The following is a 19423-nucleotide window of genomic DNA, read 5'->3' as shown; positions in this document are numbered from 1 at the left end:
ACACTATTCCTTTCTCAAAACTTGCTCCAATCTTTTTGTGAGTATTGATATGCTGGGGGGCTTTACGATGTAATCGGAGGCACCAAGGAGCATCGTTTCGGTAATATCCTTCTGCTCTGAGGAAGTGGAGTATATAATAACAGGGATGTCATTCAAATGTGGAATTTTCTTTATCTCTTTCAGGCATTCCCTGCCGCTCATGCGCAGCATATTGAGGTCGAGGAAGATAAAATCGGGAGTAAATCCCCGATCTCTACGCAATCTATTAATAGCATCTACGCCATCGTTGGCCGTGATACAGTCAATTTCTTCATCTATCGCATTGAGCGCCAACGAAAAAATTTCCTGATCATCGTGATCATCGTCAATCAGAAAGCATATAATCTTCTCCTGCATATTGTGTCAAAACTTACCCAATATAAATAATTTTGAGTACTGCTGTATTGGGAAATCCATAAAAAAACCCGGAACGCGAGGTTCCGGGTTCATTTTGATATAATTGCACCAAGTAAATAAAGCGTATCGGATTATGCGCCCTGTTCAGGCTTGCCTTCGGAAGACGCAGCTGCGGGACGAGGTTCCCTTGGTTGCTGCTGTGCACGTTCTGCACGCTCTTCTTTAGCTTCTTTGCTGTCCATCTTCTTTTTCGCGCTCTTAGGTGCGAAAATAGCGATCATACGCTTACCTTCCATGGTCGGCATTCCTTCGAGGGCGCCTACTTCTGCCAGCCTTTCAGCGAACTTCAGCAGGATCAGCTCACCACGTTCTTTAAACATGATAGCACGGCCCTTGAACTGCACGTATGTTTTTACTTTATTACCGTCTTTGAGGAATTTCTCAGCGTGTTTCGCTTTGAAGTCAAAGTCGTGATCGTCTGTATTGGGCGTAAACCTGATTTCCTTTACCTCGCTCTTGTGAGCTTTGGCCTTCATCTCTTTTTCCTTCTTCTTCTTCTCGTAAAGGAATTTATTATAATCGATGATACGGCATACCGGTGGTACAGCGTTCGGGGAAATTTCTACGAGATCCAGTCCCTGCTCTTCTGCCATACGCAGGGCTTCTTCTGTTCGGTATACCCCAACTTCTATATTTTCACCTACCAATCGTACTTCAGGTACACGTATCATTCTGTTTGTACGGTGTTCCTGTTGTTGTTCTCTTCTAAAATTGGGGTTTCTACCCCTGTTGTTGTTACTGTTAAAACTTGGTCTGGGTCCTTGTGGCATTAAAAAAAATAAAGTTACAAATTAATAATTGTCTGTAGTCGTCCATAGTCCATGAACAATGTCTTAATGATTTACCTTCCGTCGGGAGGATTGGATCTGCAGACAAGCATCTGTTGTCTATGGACTATAAAAGCAATTAACGTACCCGAAAATACAAAAGTTCAATTAGTTAAAAATATATTTTATGACCTTTTGTAGAGAAATGACTTATTCGAATGGTTTCCTGCTGACTACTTCCTCTTTTACCAGTGCCATGAACTGTTCCAGGTCCATTGCACCGAGGTCGCCTTTAGCTTGTCTGCGTACCGCAACTTTGCCTTCAGCAGTTTCCTTCTCACCCAACACGAGCATATAAGGAATTTTTGCAAGTTCAGTTTCCCTGATCTTTTTCCCTATCTTCTCGTTGCGGTCGTCTATTTCTGCGCGAATTTCCGCATTTTTTAGCAATTCTGCTACTTTTTCTGCATAAGCCTGGTTCTTGTCGCTGATAGGCAGGATCTTCACCTGTGTAGGTGTGAGCCACAGCGGGAATTTACCGGCGCAATGCTCTATCAGTACGGCGATGAAACGCTCCAGTGAGCCAAATGGCGCACGGTGGATCATTACCGGGCGATGCTTCTGGTTATCCGCTCCTACATACTCCAGTTCAAAACGCTCAGGGAGGTTGTAGTCCACCTGGATGGTACCGAGCTGCCATTTACGGCCGAGGGCGTCTTTTACCATGAAGTCCAGCTTCGGACCATAGAACGCTGCTTCGCCATATTCTACTACCGTTTTCAGGCCTTTTTCAGCGGCTGATTCGATAATAGCTTGCTCTGCCAGGTTCCAGTTTTCTTCCGACCCGATATATTTTGACCTGTCTTCCTGATCGCGCAGGGAGATCTGGGCAGTATAATCAGTAAAGTTCAGGCTGTTGAACACGTACAGTACCAGGTCGATCACCTTGATGAATTCAGCCTTTACCTGGTCAGGACGGCAGAAAAGGTGCGCATCATCCTGAGTAAAGCCACGTACACGGGTCAGACCATGCAGTTCACCATGCTGCTCGTAGCGGTACACGGTACCGAATTCCGCAAAGCGCACCGGCAGGTCTTTATAGCTTTTCGGGCTGGCCTTATAGATCTCACAGTGGTGCGGGCAGTTCATGGGTTTCAGCATGAATTCCTCACCTTCTTCCGGCGTATGGATAGGCTGGAAGCTGTCTTTTCCATATTTCTCGTAGTGACCTGAGGTTACATACAGGTTTTTGTTACCGATATGCGGTGTTACTACCGGCATATAACCACTTTCGATCTGTGCTTTCTGCAGGAAGTTCTGAAGGCGTTCGCGCAGCATGGCGCCTTTGGGCAGCCACAAAGGCAGACCCAGGCCTACCTTTTCTGAGAAGGTGAACAGTTCCAGTTCTTTACCCAGCTTACGGTGGTCACGTTTTTTGGCTTCCTCCAACAGGTGCAGGTATTCGTCCAGCTCTTTCTGCGTAGGGAAAGTGATACCATAAATGCGGGTCAGCATTTTGTTCTTTTCATTACCACGCCAGTAGGCGCCTGCAATGTTGGTCAGCTTGATCGCCTTGATAAAACCGGTGCTCGGAATGTGAGGTCCGCGGCAAAGGTCTGTAAAGTTACCCTGTGTATAGAAGGAGATGGTACCGTCTTGCAGGTCCCTGATCAGTTCCAGCTTATACTCATCGTTCTTTTCGGTGAAATATTTTTCTGCGTCGGCCTTGCTTACTTCACGGCGTTCGTAAGTGCTGTTCTGTTTTGCCAGTTCAGCCATCTTGTCGCTGATCTTTTGCAGATCTTCGTCGGAAATGCTGCGTCCTCCCAGGTCAATATCGTAATAGAACCCGTTTTCGATAGCGGGTCCGATACCAAATTTCACCCCCGGATACAGGGCTTCCAGCGCTTCCGCCATGAGGTGGGCGGAAGAGTGCCACATGGTAGCCTTACCATCCGTATCTGTCCACGTCAGTAACTGCAGCGTGCCATCCGTTGTAATTGGCCGGGACGCATCCGTCACCTGACCATTAAATTTTGCGGCCAAAACTTTTCGTGCCAATCCCTCGCTGATGGATTTGGCAACATCCATTGCAGTTACTCCTGCTTCATACTGACGAACTGCGCCATCCGGTAATGTAATGTTGATCATACGATTTGAGCTGTTAACCTACAGCTATTGCTGCGTTGCTTTTATATTGATTTTAAATAGCCTGTAAAATCGGCTTGCGAAGTTAAGAAAAATGACGGCATTTTTGTATATCAAATGTAATGGCCCTCACTGCATTCTTACCTCAGGTGGCTTTCTTAATACCGTAAACTGTCTGTAACCTCGACGCAGCCCAGCATTCCGTTACCAAAATAGGGATTTTGCTTCTTACTGCTCTTCGCCAGCCAGTACCCTCCCCGGTCATTAAATGCCATTGGGCAATACTGCCGGTAGACGGTCTTTCCTTTTAGTCCCGTGTTCTGGATAATGTCGTACAACATATCGGACACCGACTCGAAACCGGCTCTTTTCTCTTCCAGTTCCTTTTCCCCCAGCATGCCGGTCAGCTCAGCACTGATACTGCCGGTGGCAGTATGCAGGACACCCAGTTTTGCAGCATCCATCTGGAGCAGGCCCAGAGGAAGGCTGTCTATATGCTGCTTCAGGATAGCGGCCCATTTGTCGGTGTAGGTGATATTACCCTGTGACAGGCCATCGGTCAGATCATAATACGCATCCATGGTTATCTGCAGGGAATCATAGAACTCAGTGGCATAGGGCGCCTTCAGCGGAGCATTGTCCGCCTGGGTGGCAGCGGGTTGTTTTGCGGCTTCATTACAGGCAAAGAATGCGGTGATAACCAGAATTATAGCTGACCTCATGTTTTATTTTGCTTTTGCGTTCAAAGATAATCGAAACAGTCGATAGAACTGCTCACCAGGCTATGGACTCTCCCCGAAAAGCACTACCTTTGCACCTTCAATTTTATTTAGCAATGCTAATCGCACTACAGGATATCACTTTTGAGTTTGGCGCAAGGGCCATCGTGGAAAACGCTTCTTGGCATATTGTACCGGGCGACCGTGTAGGTCTTATCGGGATGAATGGTACCGGTAAATCTACCATTTTACGTGTGATCAACGGTGAGTACACTGTCTCTAAAGGAAGTGTTAACAAGATCAAAAACCTCTCTCTCGGCTTCTTCAACCAGGACCTGCTCAGCTTCGAATCTGACGAATCTATCCTGAATGTGGGCATGACTGCCTTTGAGCAGGCCCTACGCCTCGAAAAAGACCTGGAACGCATCACTAAAGAACTGGAAACCAATGAGGCAGAAGCCTTATTGATGGAATATGCTGACAAACTTCATGAGTTTGAAGTACTTGACGGTTACAATATGCGGCATAAAACCGCCCAGGTACTGGAAGGCCTTGGCTTCTCCACCGCCGACCTCGAACGTCCCTACAGCCAATTCTCCGGAGGCTGGCGTATGCGTGTGCTCCTGGCTAAACTGATCCTGCAGCAGCCGGATGTACTGATGCTCGATGAACCGACGAACCACCTTGACCTCCCTTCCATCGAATGGCTGGAGAAATATCTTCAGAGCTACAATGGCGCTGTGATCATCGTATCGCATGACCGTTATTTCCTGGACAGGATGGTTAATAAAATTGTAGAACTCTATCAGCAGCAGTTACACCACTACGCTGGTAATTACGAAGACTACGAAGTGGAAAAGGAACTGCGCCGGGAAATGCAGCAGAGTGCTTACGAAAATCAACAGGACTACATCCGTCAGCAGGAACGCTTTATCGAGCGTTTTAAGGCAAAGGCTTCCAAAGCGGCCCAGGCACAGAGTATTGCGAAACGCCTGGACAAACTGGAAAGAGTAGAACAGGTAGATAACGGCCCTTCCAAGATCCGTATCAACTTTACCCCTGATAAAATACCTGGTAAGATCATTACCACGCTGAATAATGTGACCAAACGTTTCGGTAACCTCACTATCCTGGAAAATGCCAGTGCTGAGATCAACCGTGGCGACAAGATAGCCCTGATCGGGGCCAACGGTAAGGGTAAATCCACCCTGCTCCGCGTAATAGCAGGCACAGAACCAATGGAAGGCGAGCGTATCGGCGGACATAACGTGGTGCCTAGTTTCTATGCCCAGCACCAGCTGGAAAGCCTGGACCTCAACAGCGAGATCCTGGATGAACTGAAGAACTTCGGTAGTGGTCGATCAGAGGTGGAACTCCGCTCCCTGCTGGGTTGTTTCCTCTTTACAGGCGATGACGTTTACAAAAGGATCAAGATCCTCTCCGGAGGAGAGAAAGCCCGTGTGGCGCTGGCCAAAACCATCATCAGCCAGGCCAACTTCCTGCTGCTGGATGAGCCGACGAACCACCTGGACATGAACTCCGTGCAGATGCTGATCGATGCATTGTCACAATATGACGGTACCTATGTACTGGTATCCCACGACCGTTACTTCGTGAGCCAGACAGCCAACAAGATCTGGGAGATCGTAGACGGTGAGATCAAGGAATTCAAGGGCACCTATGCAGAATGGGAAGAGTACAAAAAGCGCCAGGCTGAAAATGCTAAACTCCTCGCTGCCTCCGACAAAAACACCAACGACTCAAAAAAAAAAGAGTTAAAGACAGAGCGGCCAACGAATAACAACAACGCCAACAGCAATAACGGCAATAATAAAAACGGCGGTAATAATAACAATAACAGCAACAATCAGCAGAAAAACGGTCCGATAGACAAGGACAAACAGAAAGAGCTGCAGAAGCATAAACGTCAGTTCCAGCAACTGGAAGAGCAACTAGCGCGTCTTAATGAAAAGAAGACTGCCCTGGAAACTTCCATGAACGACCCTCAGACCTATTCAGATAAGAAGCGCTTCCAGCAGCTCGAAACTGAATACGCGCAACTGGGTAAGGAACTGAAACAGGTGAACGAGGAGTATGAGAAGGCTTTCGAAAAGCTGATGGAACTGGAGGGTTGATACAACAACCGCCCGAAATAGAACAACTTAATATATCAGCATAACTCGTACCTTCAACAAGCGAACTAACTGGGATAACATATGCAACGCATACTCGTAGTAGAAGACGAAATCAAAGTAGCTAATGCCGTCAAAAAGGGATTAGAAGAAAATGGCTTTGAAGTCGATGTTGCCTATGATGGCAGAATGGGTAAAAGCCTGGGCGCCAGCAATAATTATGACCTGGTGATCCTGGACCTGAACCTGCCCCATGCCAACGGCTACGAAGTATGTGAAGTGATCCGCCGGAAAAATAACGCCATACCCATCATCATGCTCACTGCCCTTGGCGGCATGGACGATAAAATGCAGGCCTTTGAGCTGGGAGCAGATGATTACCTGGTAAAACCCTTCGACTTCCGCGAACTGATGGCCCGTATCAGGGTATTCCTGAAAAGAGCAGGTTCCGAAGTACAGGAAAATACCCAGTATAAGATCGTGATCGGCGACCTGGAAATAGACCGTGAGAAAAAGGAAGTGACCAGGGCGGGTAAAAAGATCGCCCTCACTGCCAAGGAATACCAGCTCCTGGAATTCCTCGCCTTGCACAAAGGCAAAGTGATCTCCAAACTGGTCATTGCCGAAAAGGTATGGGATATCGACTTTGACACCGGTACCAATGTGATAGAGGTATACATGAATTTCCTCCGTAAGAAGATCGATAAAGACTTTGACAATAAGCTGCTCCACACAAAAACAGGAATGGGTTATTACCTTGCCGAAGAGTGAAGATCAAATATAAAATAGCGCTCTCCTACTCTATTTCAGCATTCGTACTGCTGAATACTTTCGCCATCCTGGCATACTATTTCTCTGCACAGTCCCGTAAAGCGGAATACCTTGAACGCCTGGAGTACCGCGCCCGTTCTATTGCCAATGTGATCATTGAAGACGACCGTGTAAAGGTAGACCTGCTGCGGAAGCTGGACAAAACCACTTTCCAGGACCTATACAAAGAGACCATTCTCGTTTACGATCCCACATACGACCTGCTTTATTCCAACGTAAAAGATACCGCTATCCGCACCTCCCGTCACCTGCTCGACTATATTAAAAAGTATGGCGAGTATAGTCATGAGCGTGATAATGGTGAGCTGGTAGGCGTATACTATACTGAAGGTAAAGTCTCCGTGATCGTGCTGGTCACTTCCTTTGATAAATATGGTCATCAGAACCTGCAGAACCTGCGGCAGATCCTCATTATTGAAATCATTGTGGCAGTCATCCTGCTGGTAGTGATCGGCTATGTCTTCGCAGGAGGAATGGTCAAGCCGATTGACAATCTGGTACGGCAGGTGCGTACCATCAATGCCAATAACCTCCAGGGTATGACTGTAGACGCTAAAGGAAGGGATGAGATATCCCAGCTGGGCGCCAATTTCAATACCATGCTGAAGCGCCTGAGCAATGCCTTTGACCTGCAGAAGAGCTTTGTGAGCAATGCCTCCCATGAGCTGAGAACGCCACTGGCATCCATTATCAGCCAGTTACAGGTGGCATTGTCCAAAGAAAGAAGTAAAGAAGTATACCAGGATACCCTGACCTCCGTACTGGAAGATGCACAGCACCTCTCAGACCTCAGCAACGGACTGCTACAGCTGGCGCAATCGGGCCTGGATGAACAGCAGTTTGTCTTCACAGAGGTCAGGATAGATGAGCTGCTGCTGGATATGGGCAACCTGATCAAACTGAAGCATGCACCGGCCAGCCCTGGCGCAGAACCGTTGAAATCTCCCCGGATCGACATCAGCTTTCTCAAAGTGCCGGAACTGGATGCAGAGCTGATCTGTGAAGGCAATGAAAGCCTCCTGAAGGTACTCTTCCTGAACCTGCTGGATAATGCCCTGAAGTTCTCCTCTGATAATACCACATTCGTCATCATTGACTTTACTACCAAGAATATCCAGGTACAGGTAAAAGATAATGGCGTAGGCATCGCCCCTGAAGACCTGGAGAAGATCTTCGAACCCTTTTACAGGGGCTCCAATTCACACCAGGTACGCGGCCATGGCTTAGGGCTTTCCATCTGTAAGAGGATCGTCCTGCTACATAGAGGCCAGATCATTGTCTCGTCTGTACAGGGACAAGGCACTACCTTCACTGTCACCCTGCCTCACCGCCATCAATAGCAGCCCGCTTCCCCTTACATTTTAATCACTTTTTAATTGTCCTTAAAGCCCTCTTTAAGTAGGATTGCAGAGCTTTGCACTAATTCTGAAATACGTCATGAAATGCATCTCCTTCATCCTCGTCTTATTTGTTACCAGCCTATGCCTGGTAGCATGTAAGCATCCGGAGATTGACGGAGGAGTCCAAAAAAAGACGTTTGTGCTGAGTGATACCATGCTGAAAACGATCAGGATAGATACCGCCAGTCTGAAGTCCGTACAAAAGGAGCTGCAGCTGCCGGGAAAAATACTCCGGAACAACCGGACTGCCCGCAAAACAGACGTACTGATAGATGTAGCAAAGGCCGATCTGAAAAACGTGAAAGAAGGTAATGAGGCAGAGATCATCACAGCAAGCCTTCCCGAGAAAGTGTTTTATGGAAAAGTAGAGACCATCTATCCGGCAAAAGATTCATCAGCAGGACGCCTGGATATATTGCTGACCATCCCCGAGGCATTGCTCAAACCGGATATGAAAGCAGCCGTCATTGTGCATTGCAACCAGGGAGATGATATGATCGCCATTCCGGAAACAGCAGTAATAGCTGATCACAGCAAGAATTTCGTGCTGGTGTTTAAAGACAAATATAATATCCAGGTAAGAGAGGTTGAAACATATACCACCACCGGTGATATTATCTATATCCTCAGGGGATTGACTGCCGGAGAAAACGTCATATCTGCACATCAGCAACAGATATACGAAGCACTGAGTGATAATTAACGCTGATCAATAAGGTTTTAGTTCGCATATAGGTTGATAGAATGGACATGCTAATGCAGCTCTTACAGGTGTTATCATTTGTTTGAACTGTTCTACATGCTCAATTACTCCGCCCCGCCGCAGAAGAAACAACGCGGGGCGGTTTTTTTATGTTTGTTTATAGCCCGGGGGTTCTAACCGTGGGGAAATTGCGCAAATCATAATAAACGCATTCGACAAAACAACAAGGGGCCCGCTACTAGCGGGCCCCTTGTTGTTTTGTTACGTTATCTATCTCCCAATCTGGGCCTTAATCTCTGTTTCGATTTATTGAAGAACATCGTCCCCTTTTCTACACCTTTTCTCAACTGTTCCTGTTCTTCGGGAGACATCTGTACTACCGTGTGACACTCGTCACTGCAGGTACCTGCATATTTAGCGGCACATTCATCGCACTGGATAAACAACAGGTGACAACCATCGTTCTTACAGTTGGTGTGGGTGTCACAGGGCTTACCACACTGGTGGCATTGGGCAATCACTTCATCTGTGATACGTTCTCCCAGCCTGTCGTCAAATACAAAGTTCTTACCTCTGAATTTCAGTGGAAGGCCCTGCGCCTTTGCCTTATTTGTATATTCAATGATGCCGCCTTCCAGGTGGAATACATTCCTGAAACCATTGTGTAGCATATATGCGGATGCTTTTTCACAACGGATACCACCCGTGCAGTACATCACGATATTCTTGTCTTTCTGGTCCTTCAGCATATCAACAGCCATGGGCAGCTGGTCGCGGAAGGTATCCGAAGGTACTTCTATCGCGTTCTCAAAATGTCCGACTTCAAACTCATAGTGATTGCGCATGTCTACCACGATGGTATCAGGATCGTCAGTGAGCTCGTTGAAACTTTTGGCATCCAGGTACTTACCTTTTACGGCCATGTCGAAGGCAGGGTCTTCGATACCATCTGCCACGATCTTCTCACGAACTTTAATCTTCAATACCCAGAAAGACTTACCATCGTCATCCACTGCGATATTCAGCCGGATGCCATTGAGGAATGAATAAGAATAGAGGGTGTCCCGGAAAGCGTCATAATTGTGTTCGGGAATGCTGATCTGTGCGTTGATACCTTCGTGAGCCACATAGATGCGGCCAAATACTTCCAGGGCATAGAGCCGCTGGTAAAGTTCATCTCGGAAAGCGTTGGGATCTTCGATCTTTGCGTACTGATAGAAGGAGACAGTGACGCGCCTGAATGTCTCAGCAGCCAGCCGTACTTTCAGCTCGGCGGCAGATACTCTGTTGTGTAAAGCCATTTTGCGTAAAGAAATTTTAAGAACACTTGCCTTGTGAGCAAAATTTCAGTGATCGCCTTACCAGCATTGAGTTTCAACAGACAGACACGAAAATTATGTCTAAAAGTATGTCTAAACTTCTAAAACTGGCTCAGCGCCGCAAAGGTAATAAAATTCTCAGAGTTCTCCCTGCCAGGTTTCCGTTTCCCGGGACCACTCGTACAGGATCGCTGTCAGATAATAGGCGGCAGCACTGATAATCAATACATAACCGGCAAACCCTACGGTAAGGTACTCAGGCAGACCATTCCAGTCATTCATTTCTGCCACATAGGCCAGGGTTGCCATTAAAATACCAAGAACAAATGCAATCATAGCAATTCTTTTCATGCGGGGATAGTTGAGTTAGATGATTCACATGAACGTTATACGATACACAGGTGTAAACTGGCTTAAAATATGTTTACTATTACTACAACGTGTAACAGGGAGAAAATGTTTAGACAATCCTGAACATATCCCATCCTTTATAACTATTTGATTATTATCGTATATAAAATAATGATAAGACCTTGGCATCCTTTTTGAAATAAAGGTACACGGACAAGCAAATCAGATTAACCCAAAAATGTGAATTATGAGTACAGTTTTTCTCTACATCCTTTATTTTATAGTAGGCTTATGGATCTACCGTTTACTGGCTTACTTCTACGATGATCGTAATCCCAAAGAAGGCTATAAAGCAAGAAAGGAAAGATTTTAGACAAGCAGGGGAAAGTCAATTGGCTTTCCCTTTCTTTATTGCACCGCCTCATCCTGTTGTGGTCTTACCAGGCCTCCAAACAATCCCCCAAAACCAACCCTTACGCCGATCCGGGTGTCGTCTTTACTCTGATATCCGGCAATTACATCAACGCGGATCACTTTCAGAATATTTTCCAGTCCCGCAAAAACTTCCACATAATTATTATCCCGGTTCACATAGAACGCATTTGATCCAGCCACCAGGTTCCATTTCAAACGATTGAAAAAGGGTATCTTGTTGGTAAGCAATCCATTAAAGTGATGTTCTACATTCGCCGTTCCATACAGGGAGGCGGTATTGCTGTAGCGATAATAAGGCGCCAGCTGAAAGCTGTTCAGGTATTTGATGTTATAAAAGGTCTGGTTACCATTAAAATGCTGGAAATCGGGTATGTCTACATGTTGACTATTGAGGAATCCGCCCGCCCCAAAACGATACTGAAATTCCCCGAAAAGTTTCAGGTTGACGTTATCCCGCACTTCAAAGTTCCATTTGTCGAAATTAGCATCGCTACCAGCAATGTCAGGAATTCCCTTGCTGTATCCTACCCGGAATACAGGGTATTTAGAACCAATGGCCACTTTCCGGTCCGGCAGTTCAATAAACCGTTGCCCCGGTTGGAAAGAAAAGGACACGTTCAGGACCAGCGCCTGGTTCCTGTTAAAAGGAATAGCTGCCAGTTCATAAGGATGATTGGGCAGGAAATGTTTGCCGCTGTCTTTCCGAAAACTATAATCTGTAGTATTCTCCACCGGGATCCTGTCTTCATAAGAGATACCTGCCGTAATGGTAGCACTGCTTTCAAACCTGCGTCTGAAACGCAGTTCACCAAACCAGTTCTCATACAGCTTCATATAGTTGTCTTTGAACAGCAGGGTATAAAAAATGTTGGCGATGGGCGCTATGGGATTGTCGCGGTTGAACTGGGAAATACGTTTCCCTCCTCCTATCGTCCAGGTGTTCTGTCCATACCTTCCTGCCAGTTTTGCCTCCTTCTCCCATGCGAGGTAGGTATACGCATTCAGATGCGTATTACTAAAGCCATATCTCACGCGGGGAATGATCCTCAGTTCCTGCTTTCGGGGCAGGTCGAGTGTCAGCTGTGGCTCCAGATTCACAGATATTCCTTCCACCGTATTATATTCAACCTGTGTCAGTAAGGACTTCATTTCCAGGGTGTGATAGTAAATACCGGTATCCCGTTTAAAGTAGTATTTGTGTTCCACTCCTCCCATGCTGTAGAAGAGTTTCAGCGGATTAATGGGTTTCTGCCTGGCCTTCAATGTATCCAGCCGCCAGATGGATTGCGCACTGTCTTTCCGGGCACGCGCCATACTGTCCTTTTTGTGGAAATCTGACACTTCTTCCGGTTCCAATGGTACCGGACGCACACTATCCCAATATGTCAGCTGTTTCCTGTCAAAAGCGGTATCATACCGCATGATAGTCCGGTCGAAATATTTCTTCTGGAAATTGGGCGTCACATTGTAATTAGAATAAACATTCACGAAGCTGCCCACTACATTGAAGCCAAACTGTTTAATCGTTACATTGATGACCTGGTCTTTTGTACGCCATACGTCTGCATTCACAGGTACGTGTATCTGGGTAATATGCAATGTATCCATGATCTCCAGCTGATATTCCTGTGTCACCATCATGTCTATACTGTGAATACGCCAGTCATCATTTGTGATAAAAATATAACCGGAGAACAGTGGTTCATATTTACGGCGGGGGATCACTTTGATCTTATTCACGGTTTTACCGTCGTCCTGGAAGACGCCTTCCAGTCTGTATTTATAGTAGAACAAAGCATTTTCGGCAATGGGTGAGATAAAGCCCCGTTTATTGAACTGTGAGATCATCGCCGTCACGTTATTCTCATAGAAGTCGATGAAGGCCGGGAAGCTGAACCCAAAACCACCACCGCTCTGACGGGCAGACAATACCTCGATCTTCACATCATCCGGTCTTTTAACTGCTACTTTGGTAACTGATTCCGACAGGAATAAAACGCCGCGCTTATTGGAATCGAGTCCCATGTCTTCCACGTCACCCTTGTCTATCTTCTGCCCCAGGAAACTATTGGGCATATCCCGCATCTTAAAGATGCCTTTAATATAGTCGTTGCAGGTATATTCTTTTACCTGATCCAGGTAGAAAGATCGTTTCTTAATAGCCTGACGGATAATAGCGTAGGCAGGGTCTTCTCCACCTGATTTTACTACCACCTCTTTGATCTGGAGACTGAGCGGGGCAAGGATAAAACTGATCTCCTGTTCTGCCTCCGTAACTGTTACCTGCTTTTCTTCCTTTTTATACCCCATATACTGGCAGACCAATATATACGTCCCTGATGGTACATCGAGATGAAACTGACCGGCTGAATTGGTGGTAGTGCCATTGGTGGTTCCCTTAATGAATACGGAAGCAAAAGGTAAGGCTTCCTTTTTTTCATTGGTCACTTTGCCGCGTATAATACCGGCCTGTGTATGATAAGAAATGAAAAAGAAAATTAAGGCCAATAAGGCTTTGGCTCCCCTCATGCTGCTGCTTTTTTCTTATAGCGCAGATAACTGCCGGTCAGTCCTCCGAGACCAGCTACCAGGCCGCCAATGAATGCGCTCACTACTCCGATCAGGATCGGGTTCCTCACTTTAATAATCAGTTCACTCATCCTGTTAGCCAGGATATGGTCGTTCTGGATATCCTTAAAGAAAGCCAATGCCAGCCATAACAGGAATACGGCGATAAAACCATTCAGGAAAGAACGCAATGGAGGCAATGGTATCAGCACGGCTACCAGGAACGCAGCTACGGCCACGGTCCACCATGTAAAGAAGTAACCACCCAGGAAGCTGAGTACAATAATGAGGATGAAGCGAGGTACAGATTTCATATATGGAAAGATAAGAAATATTAGCGGATGATAATATTTCGGAGGCGGATCGGTTCGGGGGTCTATCAACGCAAGTCATCCCCGAAATTATAATCCCGGGAAGCATCAATGGCGCTTCCCGGGATTATAATTTCAATCAGATTATTTGCTGTTCTCCAGTGCCTGAAGAATATCTTCCAGGATGTCCTGTACATTTTCCAGTCCTACGGAAATGCGGATCATTCCAGGCGTGATACCTACTTTCGCACGTTCTGCATCAGTCAGTTTAGCATGGGTGGTGCTGGCCGGATGGGAAGCAATGCTTCTGCTGTCGCCCAGGTTAGCCGTGAGTGTCAGCATCTTCAGCGCATCCAGGAAGCGGGTACCGCTCTGCAGACCACCTTTCAGTTCGAAGCATACGATACCGCCGCCGCCGGACATCTGCTTTTTAGCGATAGCGTATTGCGGATGGCTTTCCAGCATCGGGTATTTCACCCAGGTGATGTTCGGGTTGCCTTCCAGTGCTTTGGCCAGGGTCAGGGCGCTTTCAGAGTGACGCGCCATACGGATATGTAATGTTTCCAGGCTTTTGCTCAATACCCAGGCATTGAACGGAGACATGGCAGGGCCAGTGCTGCGGCAGAAGGAATAGATCTCCTTGATCAGGTCCTTTCTACCCACTACAACGCCTCCCAATACACGTCCCTGTCCATCCATCCATTTGGTGGCAGAGTGAGTGACGATATGTGCACCATCAGCGATAGGGCGCTGCAGTACCGGAGTGGCAAAGCAGTTGTCTACGTTGAGGATGATATTATGCTTGTTGGCGATCTGCGCCAGCAGGCTCATATCCACTATTTCCAGACCAGGGTTGGAAGGTGTTTCCACGAAGATCATCTTCGTATTGGGCCTGATCAGTGCTTCTACGGTTTCCGGTTTATTGATATCGAAATAGCTATACTCAATACCCCATTTAGGGAGGAATTTAGTGATCACGGTATGCGTAGACCCAAAGATCGAACTGGCGGATACCAGATGATCTCCGGCGTTCATCAGCGCCATAAAGCTGGCAAATACCGCACTCATACCAGAGGCAGTGGCGTATCCAGCTTCAGCACCTTCCAGCGCGCATACTTTATGTACAAATTCATCCACGTTCGGGTTGCTGAAACGGGTATAAATGTTATTATCCGTTTCATCCGCGAAGGTGGCGCGCATTTCTTCCGCATTGTCATATGTGAAACTGGAAGTCAGAAAAAGCGGCGTAGAGTGTTCCATCTGCCAGGTTTTTTCTGTCTGTATCCTCACCGCATTCGTCTCCGGCCGGTATTGGTTTTTCTCCATCGGTTTACCTTGATATATTGGTTGAATAATCAGCCCTGCAGGTCATCATATACCTGTCAGGCGCCTGTTATCATTGTTATGATTATCCGTTCACCCTTGTTTCCCAGGTGAGGTCTCCTCCTGCCCTGCGCAGGGTTTCTGCTACGGAACAGTATTTTGTCATGGAAAGTTCCACAGCGCGGGCAGCTTTATCAGGGTCCAGGTCGCCGCTGAGGTGAAATATCACATGTACTTTCTCCCAGATGGAAGGCTCCTTGCCTTTTTCTCTTTCCCCGTCTATCTCTATACGGAAATCGGTCACTTCCTGACGTTGTTTCTTCAGGATCATGGCCACGTCAATGGCAGAACAACCGCCTAGTCCCATCAGCAGCATCTGCATGGGTCTTATGCCATTGTTCTTTCCCCCGTTCTCCACGGAAGAATCCATTAATACCTTGTGTCCGTTCTGATCAACTGCTTCCATGTTGAACGCATCATCTATTCTCTGTAGTGATATCTTCATTTCTAGCTGAATTATTTACCAAAGATACTTTTCCTCAAGGCAAATCCCAAATACCCCCTTATCTCAAGGTCATTATGCATTAAGCATTTTTTAACTTAGCTTTGCGCAAATTTTTCCGGGGCATTGACAGTACATAACTTCCATCATAAACAGCCATTTAGCTTAGAATCCGGCGCAGTCCTGCCGGAATTGCACGTTGCATATCATACTTATGGTACGCTGAACCCTGCGGGCAGCAATGTGGTATGGATCTGTCATGCCCTGACGGCCAACTCTGATGTGATGGACTGGTGGAAGGGACTGATTGGGCCCGGTCAGGCGATTGATCCTGCAAAAGACTTCATTGTCTGCGCCAATATCCTGGGGTCCTGTTATGGCACCTCGGGGCCACTTTCCAATAATCCTGCTACCGGTCAGCCTTACTTTCATTCCTTCCCGAAGGTCACCATACGCGACATGGTCAGTGCGCACGTATTGTTGCGTAAACACCTGGGCATACAGCAGGTAAAACTCCTCCTGGGGGGCTCCATGGGCGGTTACCAGGCCCTCGAATGGGCATTACTGGAGCCAGCCGTTATCCAGCGTCTTGGCCTGCTTTGCACCGGCGCTTCAGAGAGCCCCTGGAGTATTGCCATTCATACGGCCCAGCGGCTCGCGATAGAGGCTGATAACACCTGGCAGGATGATCACTATGCTGCAGGAGCTAAAGGCTTAAAAGCAGCCCGCGCCATCGGTATGCTGACCTACCGTAACTACCAGACCTTTGTACGTACACAGTCTGACCCTGACAATGAAAAAACCGATCATTTCAGGGCTTCTTCCTATATCGAATACCAGGGCGATAAACTGGTGAAACGCTTCAATGCCCAGTCTTACTGGGTACTCTCCAAGGCGATGGACAGCCACAATATATCCCGCGGACGTCATACCGACCTGGCAGGAGCGCTTGCCCTCATTTCCCAGCCGGCCCTGATCGTGGGTATCACGAGCGATATTCTTTGTCCGCCGGAAGAACAGCTGTTTCTCTCACAACACATCCCGCAGGCCACCTATCATGAGATAGATTCTACTTACGGCCATGACGGGTTCCTTATTGAATTTGAAAAGATCAACAGGATTTTAGGGGATTGGATGTGTTAGGTCTGACGGCATGTCGTGTTCCAAACACACCGGGGCTGTCACAACGTTCCGGGTTTCATCCTACCCGGGGGTATCACGCATTCCCGGGGTTGAAAACCCAGGCTGCAAACAACGGGATTCCTAAAGGAGTCCTATCGCAGCGACTGAATTCGTTATGCTATCTCGGGATTGAAACTAATCTTCGATTATCCTTACATGTGACTTGCATGTGACTTGCATATGACTAGGATATTCCTCCGTTAAAAACGGAAGAAGAACGGAGGAATATCCTGGTCATATGCAACTTTGATGCTGGTCAAATCCAACCGTTTCTACGGTACCAACAGCGTCCAGGCCATTGGTACCCTGTTGATACTAACAGAAATCCAGGGTGTTGTGAAGCTCCCATTTCCCCCTGCAACATCTCTGCCCTACAGTTAAAATCCGATTAAAATGGCCTTAAACTTCCTTAAGGCAGGGCATTATCTACATACTCAAATATATATTTGTATCAGAAATACTATGATCAGGCTTTTTGCATACATATTACTCTTTATTCACATCAACACGACGATGTTCATCCCGGTGACGGATGAGAAAGACGTATATGATGCCTGCGGACGACAGATCAACGACATCAATACTTTTTTCCAACTCATTAACGAGGTGATGCTGGGTAATACGGACATCACCCGTCAGGACGAAGACGATGACCTCGCCCATTACTTTACAGGCGCTGGTATTACCAGTTATGTCCCCAACGCGCAGGAGATCAGACTCGTCAGGGATGAACCCTCCGTCAATGATCTGGCAATAGCTTACCCCCGGGCGCTGGTACAGAAAATCAGCACGGTAGCCTACGATATCCTCACGCCTCCACCCAAGGCTTAGTACCCACATATCACTTTAAAAAGATCTCTACATGCGAGTACGTATGGCAGTCTACCATGACTGGCTATAAACCTTTATGTGCCTGTATTGTTGATCTCTTCATAAACCGTTTTATACAAAATATCATAATAAACGATTCTAATATGTCTAGTAAGGACTTTAATGTAGCATCACTTTACCGGATCCTTACCTGCTGTCTGTTACTTCTTGCCGCCGGTACTTCACTCAAGGCGCAGGATACCTTACATATCAACCTTCAGGATGCAGAAAAGCAGTTCCTCGACAGGAACCTGCAGCTGCTGGCGGAAAAGTATAATGTTTCTATCGCAAAGGCACAGATCATACAAGCACGGTTATACAACAATCCAAACCTTACCCTCAGTGGTAACCTGTACAATCCTGACCAAAAGAAATTCTTTGATATCAGCAATCAGACCGGTCAGTACGAGATCGGCATACAGCAAATGATCTCGCTGGCAGGGAAAAGAAATAAACAGGTAAAACTGGCACGTACCAGTGCAGATATGGCGGAGAATGCTTTCTTCGACCTCCTGCGCACGCTGCGGTTCACCCTGCGTAGTGACTTCTACCAGGCGTATTACCTCCAGAGTTCCATGAAAGCATACGAAACACAGATCGCTACGCTGGAAAAGATGGACGCCACTTACAAAGACCTGCAACAGAGAGGGCTTGTTACACTCAAGGATGCAGTACGTCTGCGCTCTTTGTTGTATAGTCTGCGGGCAGAACGTACCAGCTTGCAGAACCAGGTGAACGACCTGGAAGCGGAGCTGCAGTTACTACTACAGAATAATCATTCCTGGTTTGCACCTGATGTAGCTGACAACAGTGCTATTACCGGCATTCCTGAAGTACGGCAGACCAGCTTACAAAGCCTTGTGGACAGCGCCTATGCCAACCGGCAGGACCTGATACTGGCACAAAATAATCTGCTGTATAATCAACAGAATTATAGTCTGCAGAAAGCGATGGCAGTACCCGATCTTACACTGGGCGCCAGCTTTGACAAGAGAGGCAGTTTTGTGAACAATGCTTCCTTCCTGAATCTGGGTATAGACCTCCCCTTCTTTAACCGTAACCAGGGGAATATCAAGGCCGCCAAATTCAGTATTGACCAGACGAAAGTGCTGGTACAGCAACAGACACAGGCTGTAGAGAACGAAGTACAGACGGCCTATGTAAAAGCCATTAATACCGACAAGATGCTGGAGTCTGTGGACCCTGCTTTCCGCGGACAGTTCGAGCAACTGCTGCAAAGCATTACAGACAATTTTATGAAGAAGAATATCAGCCTGCTGGAATTGACAGACTTCTATGATTCCTATAAAGAAAACATCCTTCAGCTGAATCAGTTGCAGAATGATAGAATGCAGGCGATAGAGACACTCAACTTCGCGATCGGTAAAACTTTGTTCAATAAATAA

At 47.0% G+C, this 19423-nt stretch carries 18 protein-coding genes; 8 read left to right on the top strand and 10 right to left on the bottom strand.

What is annotated here, in order from left to right; genetic code table 11:
- Positions 1 to 3: 3 nt before the first annotated feature.
- From CLV42_RS20725 to CLV42_RS20710, 4 genes are all read right to left on the bottom strand, one after another.
- Positions 4 to 396, bottom strand: a complete 393-nt coding sequence (locus CLV42_RS20725) for a response regulator (protein WP_106603859.1) — start codon at positions 394 to 396, stop codon at positions 4 to 6.
- Between the two features lie 131 nt (positions 397 to 527).
- Positions 528 to 1226 carry a translation initiation factor IF-3 gene (gene infC, locus CLV42_RS20720; protein WP_211303500.1) on the bottom strand — a complete coding sequence of 233 codons (699 nt, stop codon included), beginning with the start codon at positions 1224 to 1226 and terminating at the stop codon, positions 528 to 530.
- Between the two features lie 207 nt (positions 1227 to 1433).
- Complete coding sequence (thrS, locus tag CLV42_RS20715; protein ID WP_106603857.1) at positions 1434 to 3374, bottom strand: threonine--tRNA ligase; 1941 nt, start codon at positions 3372 to 3374, stop codon at positions 1434 to 1436.
- A gap of 155 nt (positions 3375 to 3529) precedes the next feature.
- Positions 3530 to 4093: a DUF3347 domain-containing protein gene (locus CLV42_RS20710; protein WP_106603856.1), complete on the bottom strand. Its 564-nt coding sequence runs from the start codon at positions 4091 to 4093 to the stop codon at positions 3530 to 3532.
- A 113-nt stretch (positions 4094 to 4206) separates the two neighbouring features.
- Between CLV42_RS20710 and CLV42_RS20705 the strand changes: the two genes are divergently transcribed.
- The 4 genes from CLV42_RS20705 (at position 4207) to CLV42_RS20690 (ending at position 9156) form a co-directional block, all read left to right on the top strand.
- Complete coding sequence (locus tag CLV42_RS20705) at positions 4207 to 6225, top strand: ABC-F family ATP-binding cassette domain-containing protein (RefSeq protein ID WP_106603855.1); 2019 nt, start codon at positions 4207 to 4209, stop codon at positions 6223 to 6225.
- 81 nt (positions 6226 to 6306) lie between these two features.
- A complete protein-coding gene (locus CLV42_RS20700; protein WP_106603854.1) occupies positions 6307 to 6993 on the top strand; it encodes a response regulator transcription factor in 687 nt (228 codons plus the stop codon).
- Positions 6990 to 8393, top strand: a complete 1404-nt coding sequence (locus tag CLV42_RS20695; RefSeq protein WP_106603853.1) for a sensor histidine kinase — start codon at positions 6990 to 6992, stop codon at positions 8391 to 8393. The genes CLV42_RS20700 and CLV42_RS20695 overlap by 4 nt, the downstream gene beginning before the upstream one ends.
- Positions 8394 to 8490: 97 nt before the next feature.
- A complete protein-coding gene (locus CLV42_RS20690) occupies positions 8491 to 9156 on the top strand; it encodes an efflux RND transporter periplasmic adaptor subunit (protein ID WP_106603852.1) in 666 nt (221 codons plus the stop codon).
- Between the two features lie 266 nt (positions 9157 to 9422).
- Here the strand turns inward: CLV42_RS20690 and trhO are convergent, their stop codons facing one another.
- Positions 9423 to 10457: an oxygen-dependent tRNA uridine(34) hydroxylase TrhO gene (gene trhO / locus CLV42_RS20685; RefSeq protein ID WP_106603851.1), complete on the bottom strand. Its 1035-nt coding sequence runs from the start codon at positions 10455 to 10457 to the stop codon at positions 9423 to 9425.
- A gap of 156 nt (positions 10458 to 10613) precedes the next feature.
- Entirely contained in the window at positions 10614 to 10826 is a 213-nt protein-coding gene (locus CLV42_RS20680) for a hypothetical protein (RefSeq protein ID WP_146154444.1), read from the bottom strand.
- Between the two features lie 247 nt (positions 10827 to 11073).
- On the opposite strand from CLV42_RS20680, the gene CLV42_RS34455 reads away from it, so the two are divergent.
- Positions 11074 to 11199, top strand: coding sequence for a hypothetical protein (locus CLV42_RS34455; protein WP_262510007.1), 126 nt, complete (start codon positions 11074 to 11076; stop codon positions 11197 to 11199).
- Positions 11200 to 11234: 35 nt separating this feature from the next.
- Here CLV42_RS34455 and CLV42_RS20675 read toward each other — a convergent pair whose 3' ends face one another.
- The 4 genes from CLV42_RS20675 to CLV42_RS20660 form a co-directional block, all read right to left on the bottom strand.
- Positions 11235 to 13790: a DUF5686 and carboxypeptidase regulatory-like domain-containing protein gene (locus CLV42_RS20675; protein WP_106603849.1), complete on the bottom strand. Its 2556-nt coding sequence runs from the start codon at positions 13788 to 13790 to the stop codon at positions 11235 to 11237.
- Positions 13787 to 14143 (bottom strand): hypothetical protein, encoded by a 357-nt coding sequence (locus CLV42_RS20670; protein ID WP_106603848.1) that lies wholly within the window; start codon positions 14141 to 14143, stop codon positions 13787 to 13789. The genes CLV42_RS20675 and CLV42_RS20670 overlap by 4 nt, the downstream gene beginning before the upstream one ends.
- Positions 14144 to 14284: 141 nt before the next feature.
- On the bottom strand, positions 14285 to 15466 hold the full coding sequence (locus CLV42_RS20665) for a trans-sulfuration enzyme family protein (protein ID WP_106603847.1): 1182 nt from the start codon (positions 15464 to 15466) through the stop codon (positions 14285 to 14287).
- An 82-nt stretch (positions 15467 to 15548) separates the two neighbouring features.
- Positions 15549 to 15968: an OsmC family protein gene (locus CLV42_RS20660; protein WP_106603846.1), complete on the bottom strand. Its 420-nt coding sequence runs from the start codon at positions 15966 to 15968 to the stop codon at positions 15549 to 15551.
- A 123-nt stretch (positions 15969 to 16091) separates the two neighbouring features.
- Here CLV42_RS20660 and metX point away from each other — a divergent pair, with 123 nt between their 5' ends.
- The 3 genes from metX (at position 16092) to CLV42_RS20645 (ending at position 19423) form a co-directional block, all read left to right on the top strand.
- Positions 16092 to 17108, top strand: a complete 1017-nt coding sequence (gene metX / locus CLV42_RS20655) for a homoserine O-acetyltransferase MetX (RefSeq protein WP_106603845.1) — start codon at positions 16092 to 16094, stop codon at positions 17106 to 17108.
- A gap of 501 nt (positions 17109 to 17609) precedes the next feature.
- Positions 17610 to 17978 carry a hypothetical protein gene (locus CLV42_RS20650; protein WP_146154443.1) on the top strand — a complete coding sequence of 123 codons (369 nt, stop codon included), beginning with the start codon at positions 17610 to 17612 and terminating at the stop codon, positions 17976 to 17978.
- A gap of 143 nt (positions 17979 to 18121) precedes the next feature.
- The gene (locus CLV42_RS20645; protein WP_106603843.1) at positions 18122 to 19423 is read left to right on the top strand and encodes a TolC family protein; all 1302 of its coding nucleotides are present in this window, start codon (positions 18122 to 18124) and stop codon (positions 19421 to 19423) included.

Source organism: Chitinophaga ginsengisoli (assembly GCF_003014595.1).
In the GTDB taxonomy this organism is placed as follows: Bacteria; Bacteroidota; Bacteroidia; order Chitinophagales; family Chitinophagaceae; genus Chitinophaga; species Chitinophaga ginsengisoli.
Note: the sequence above shows the minus strand (reverse complement) of the source record. Positions and strands in the feature narration are given on the sequence as shown.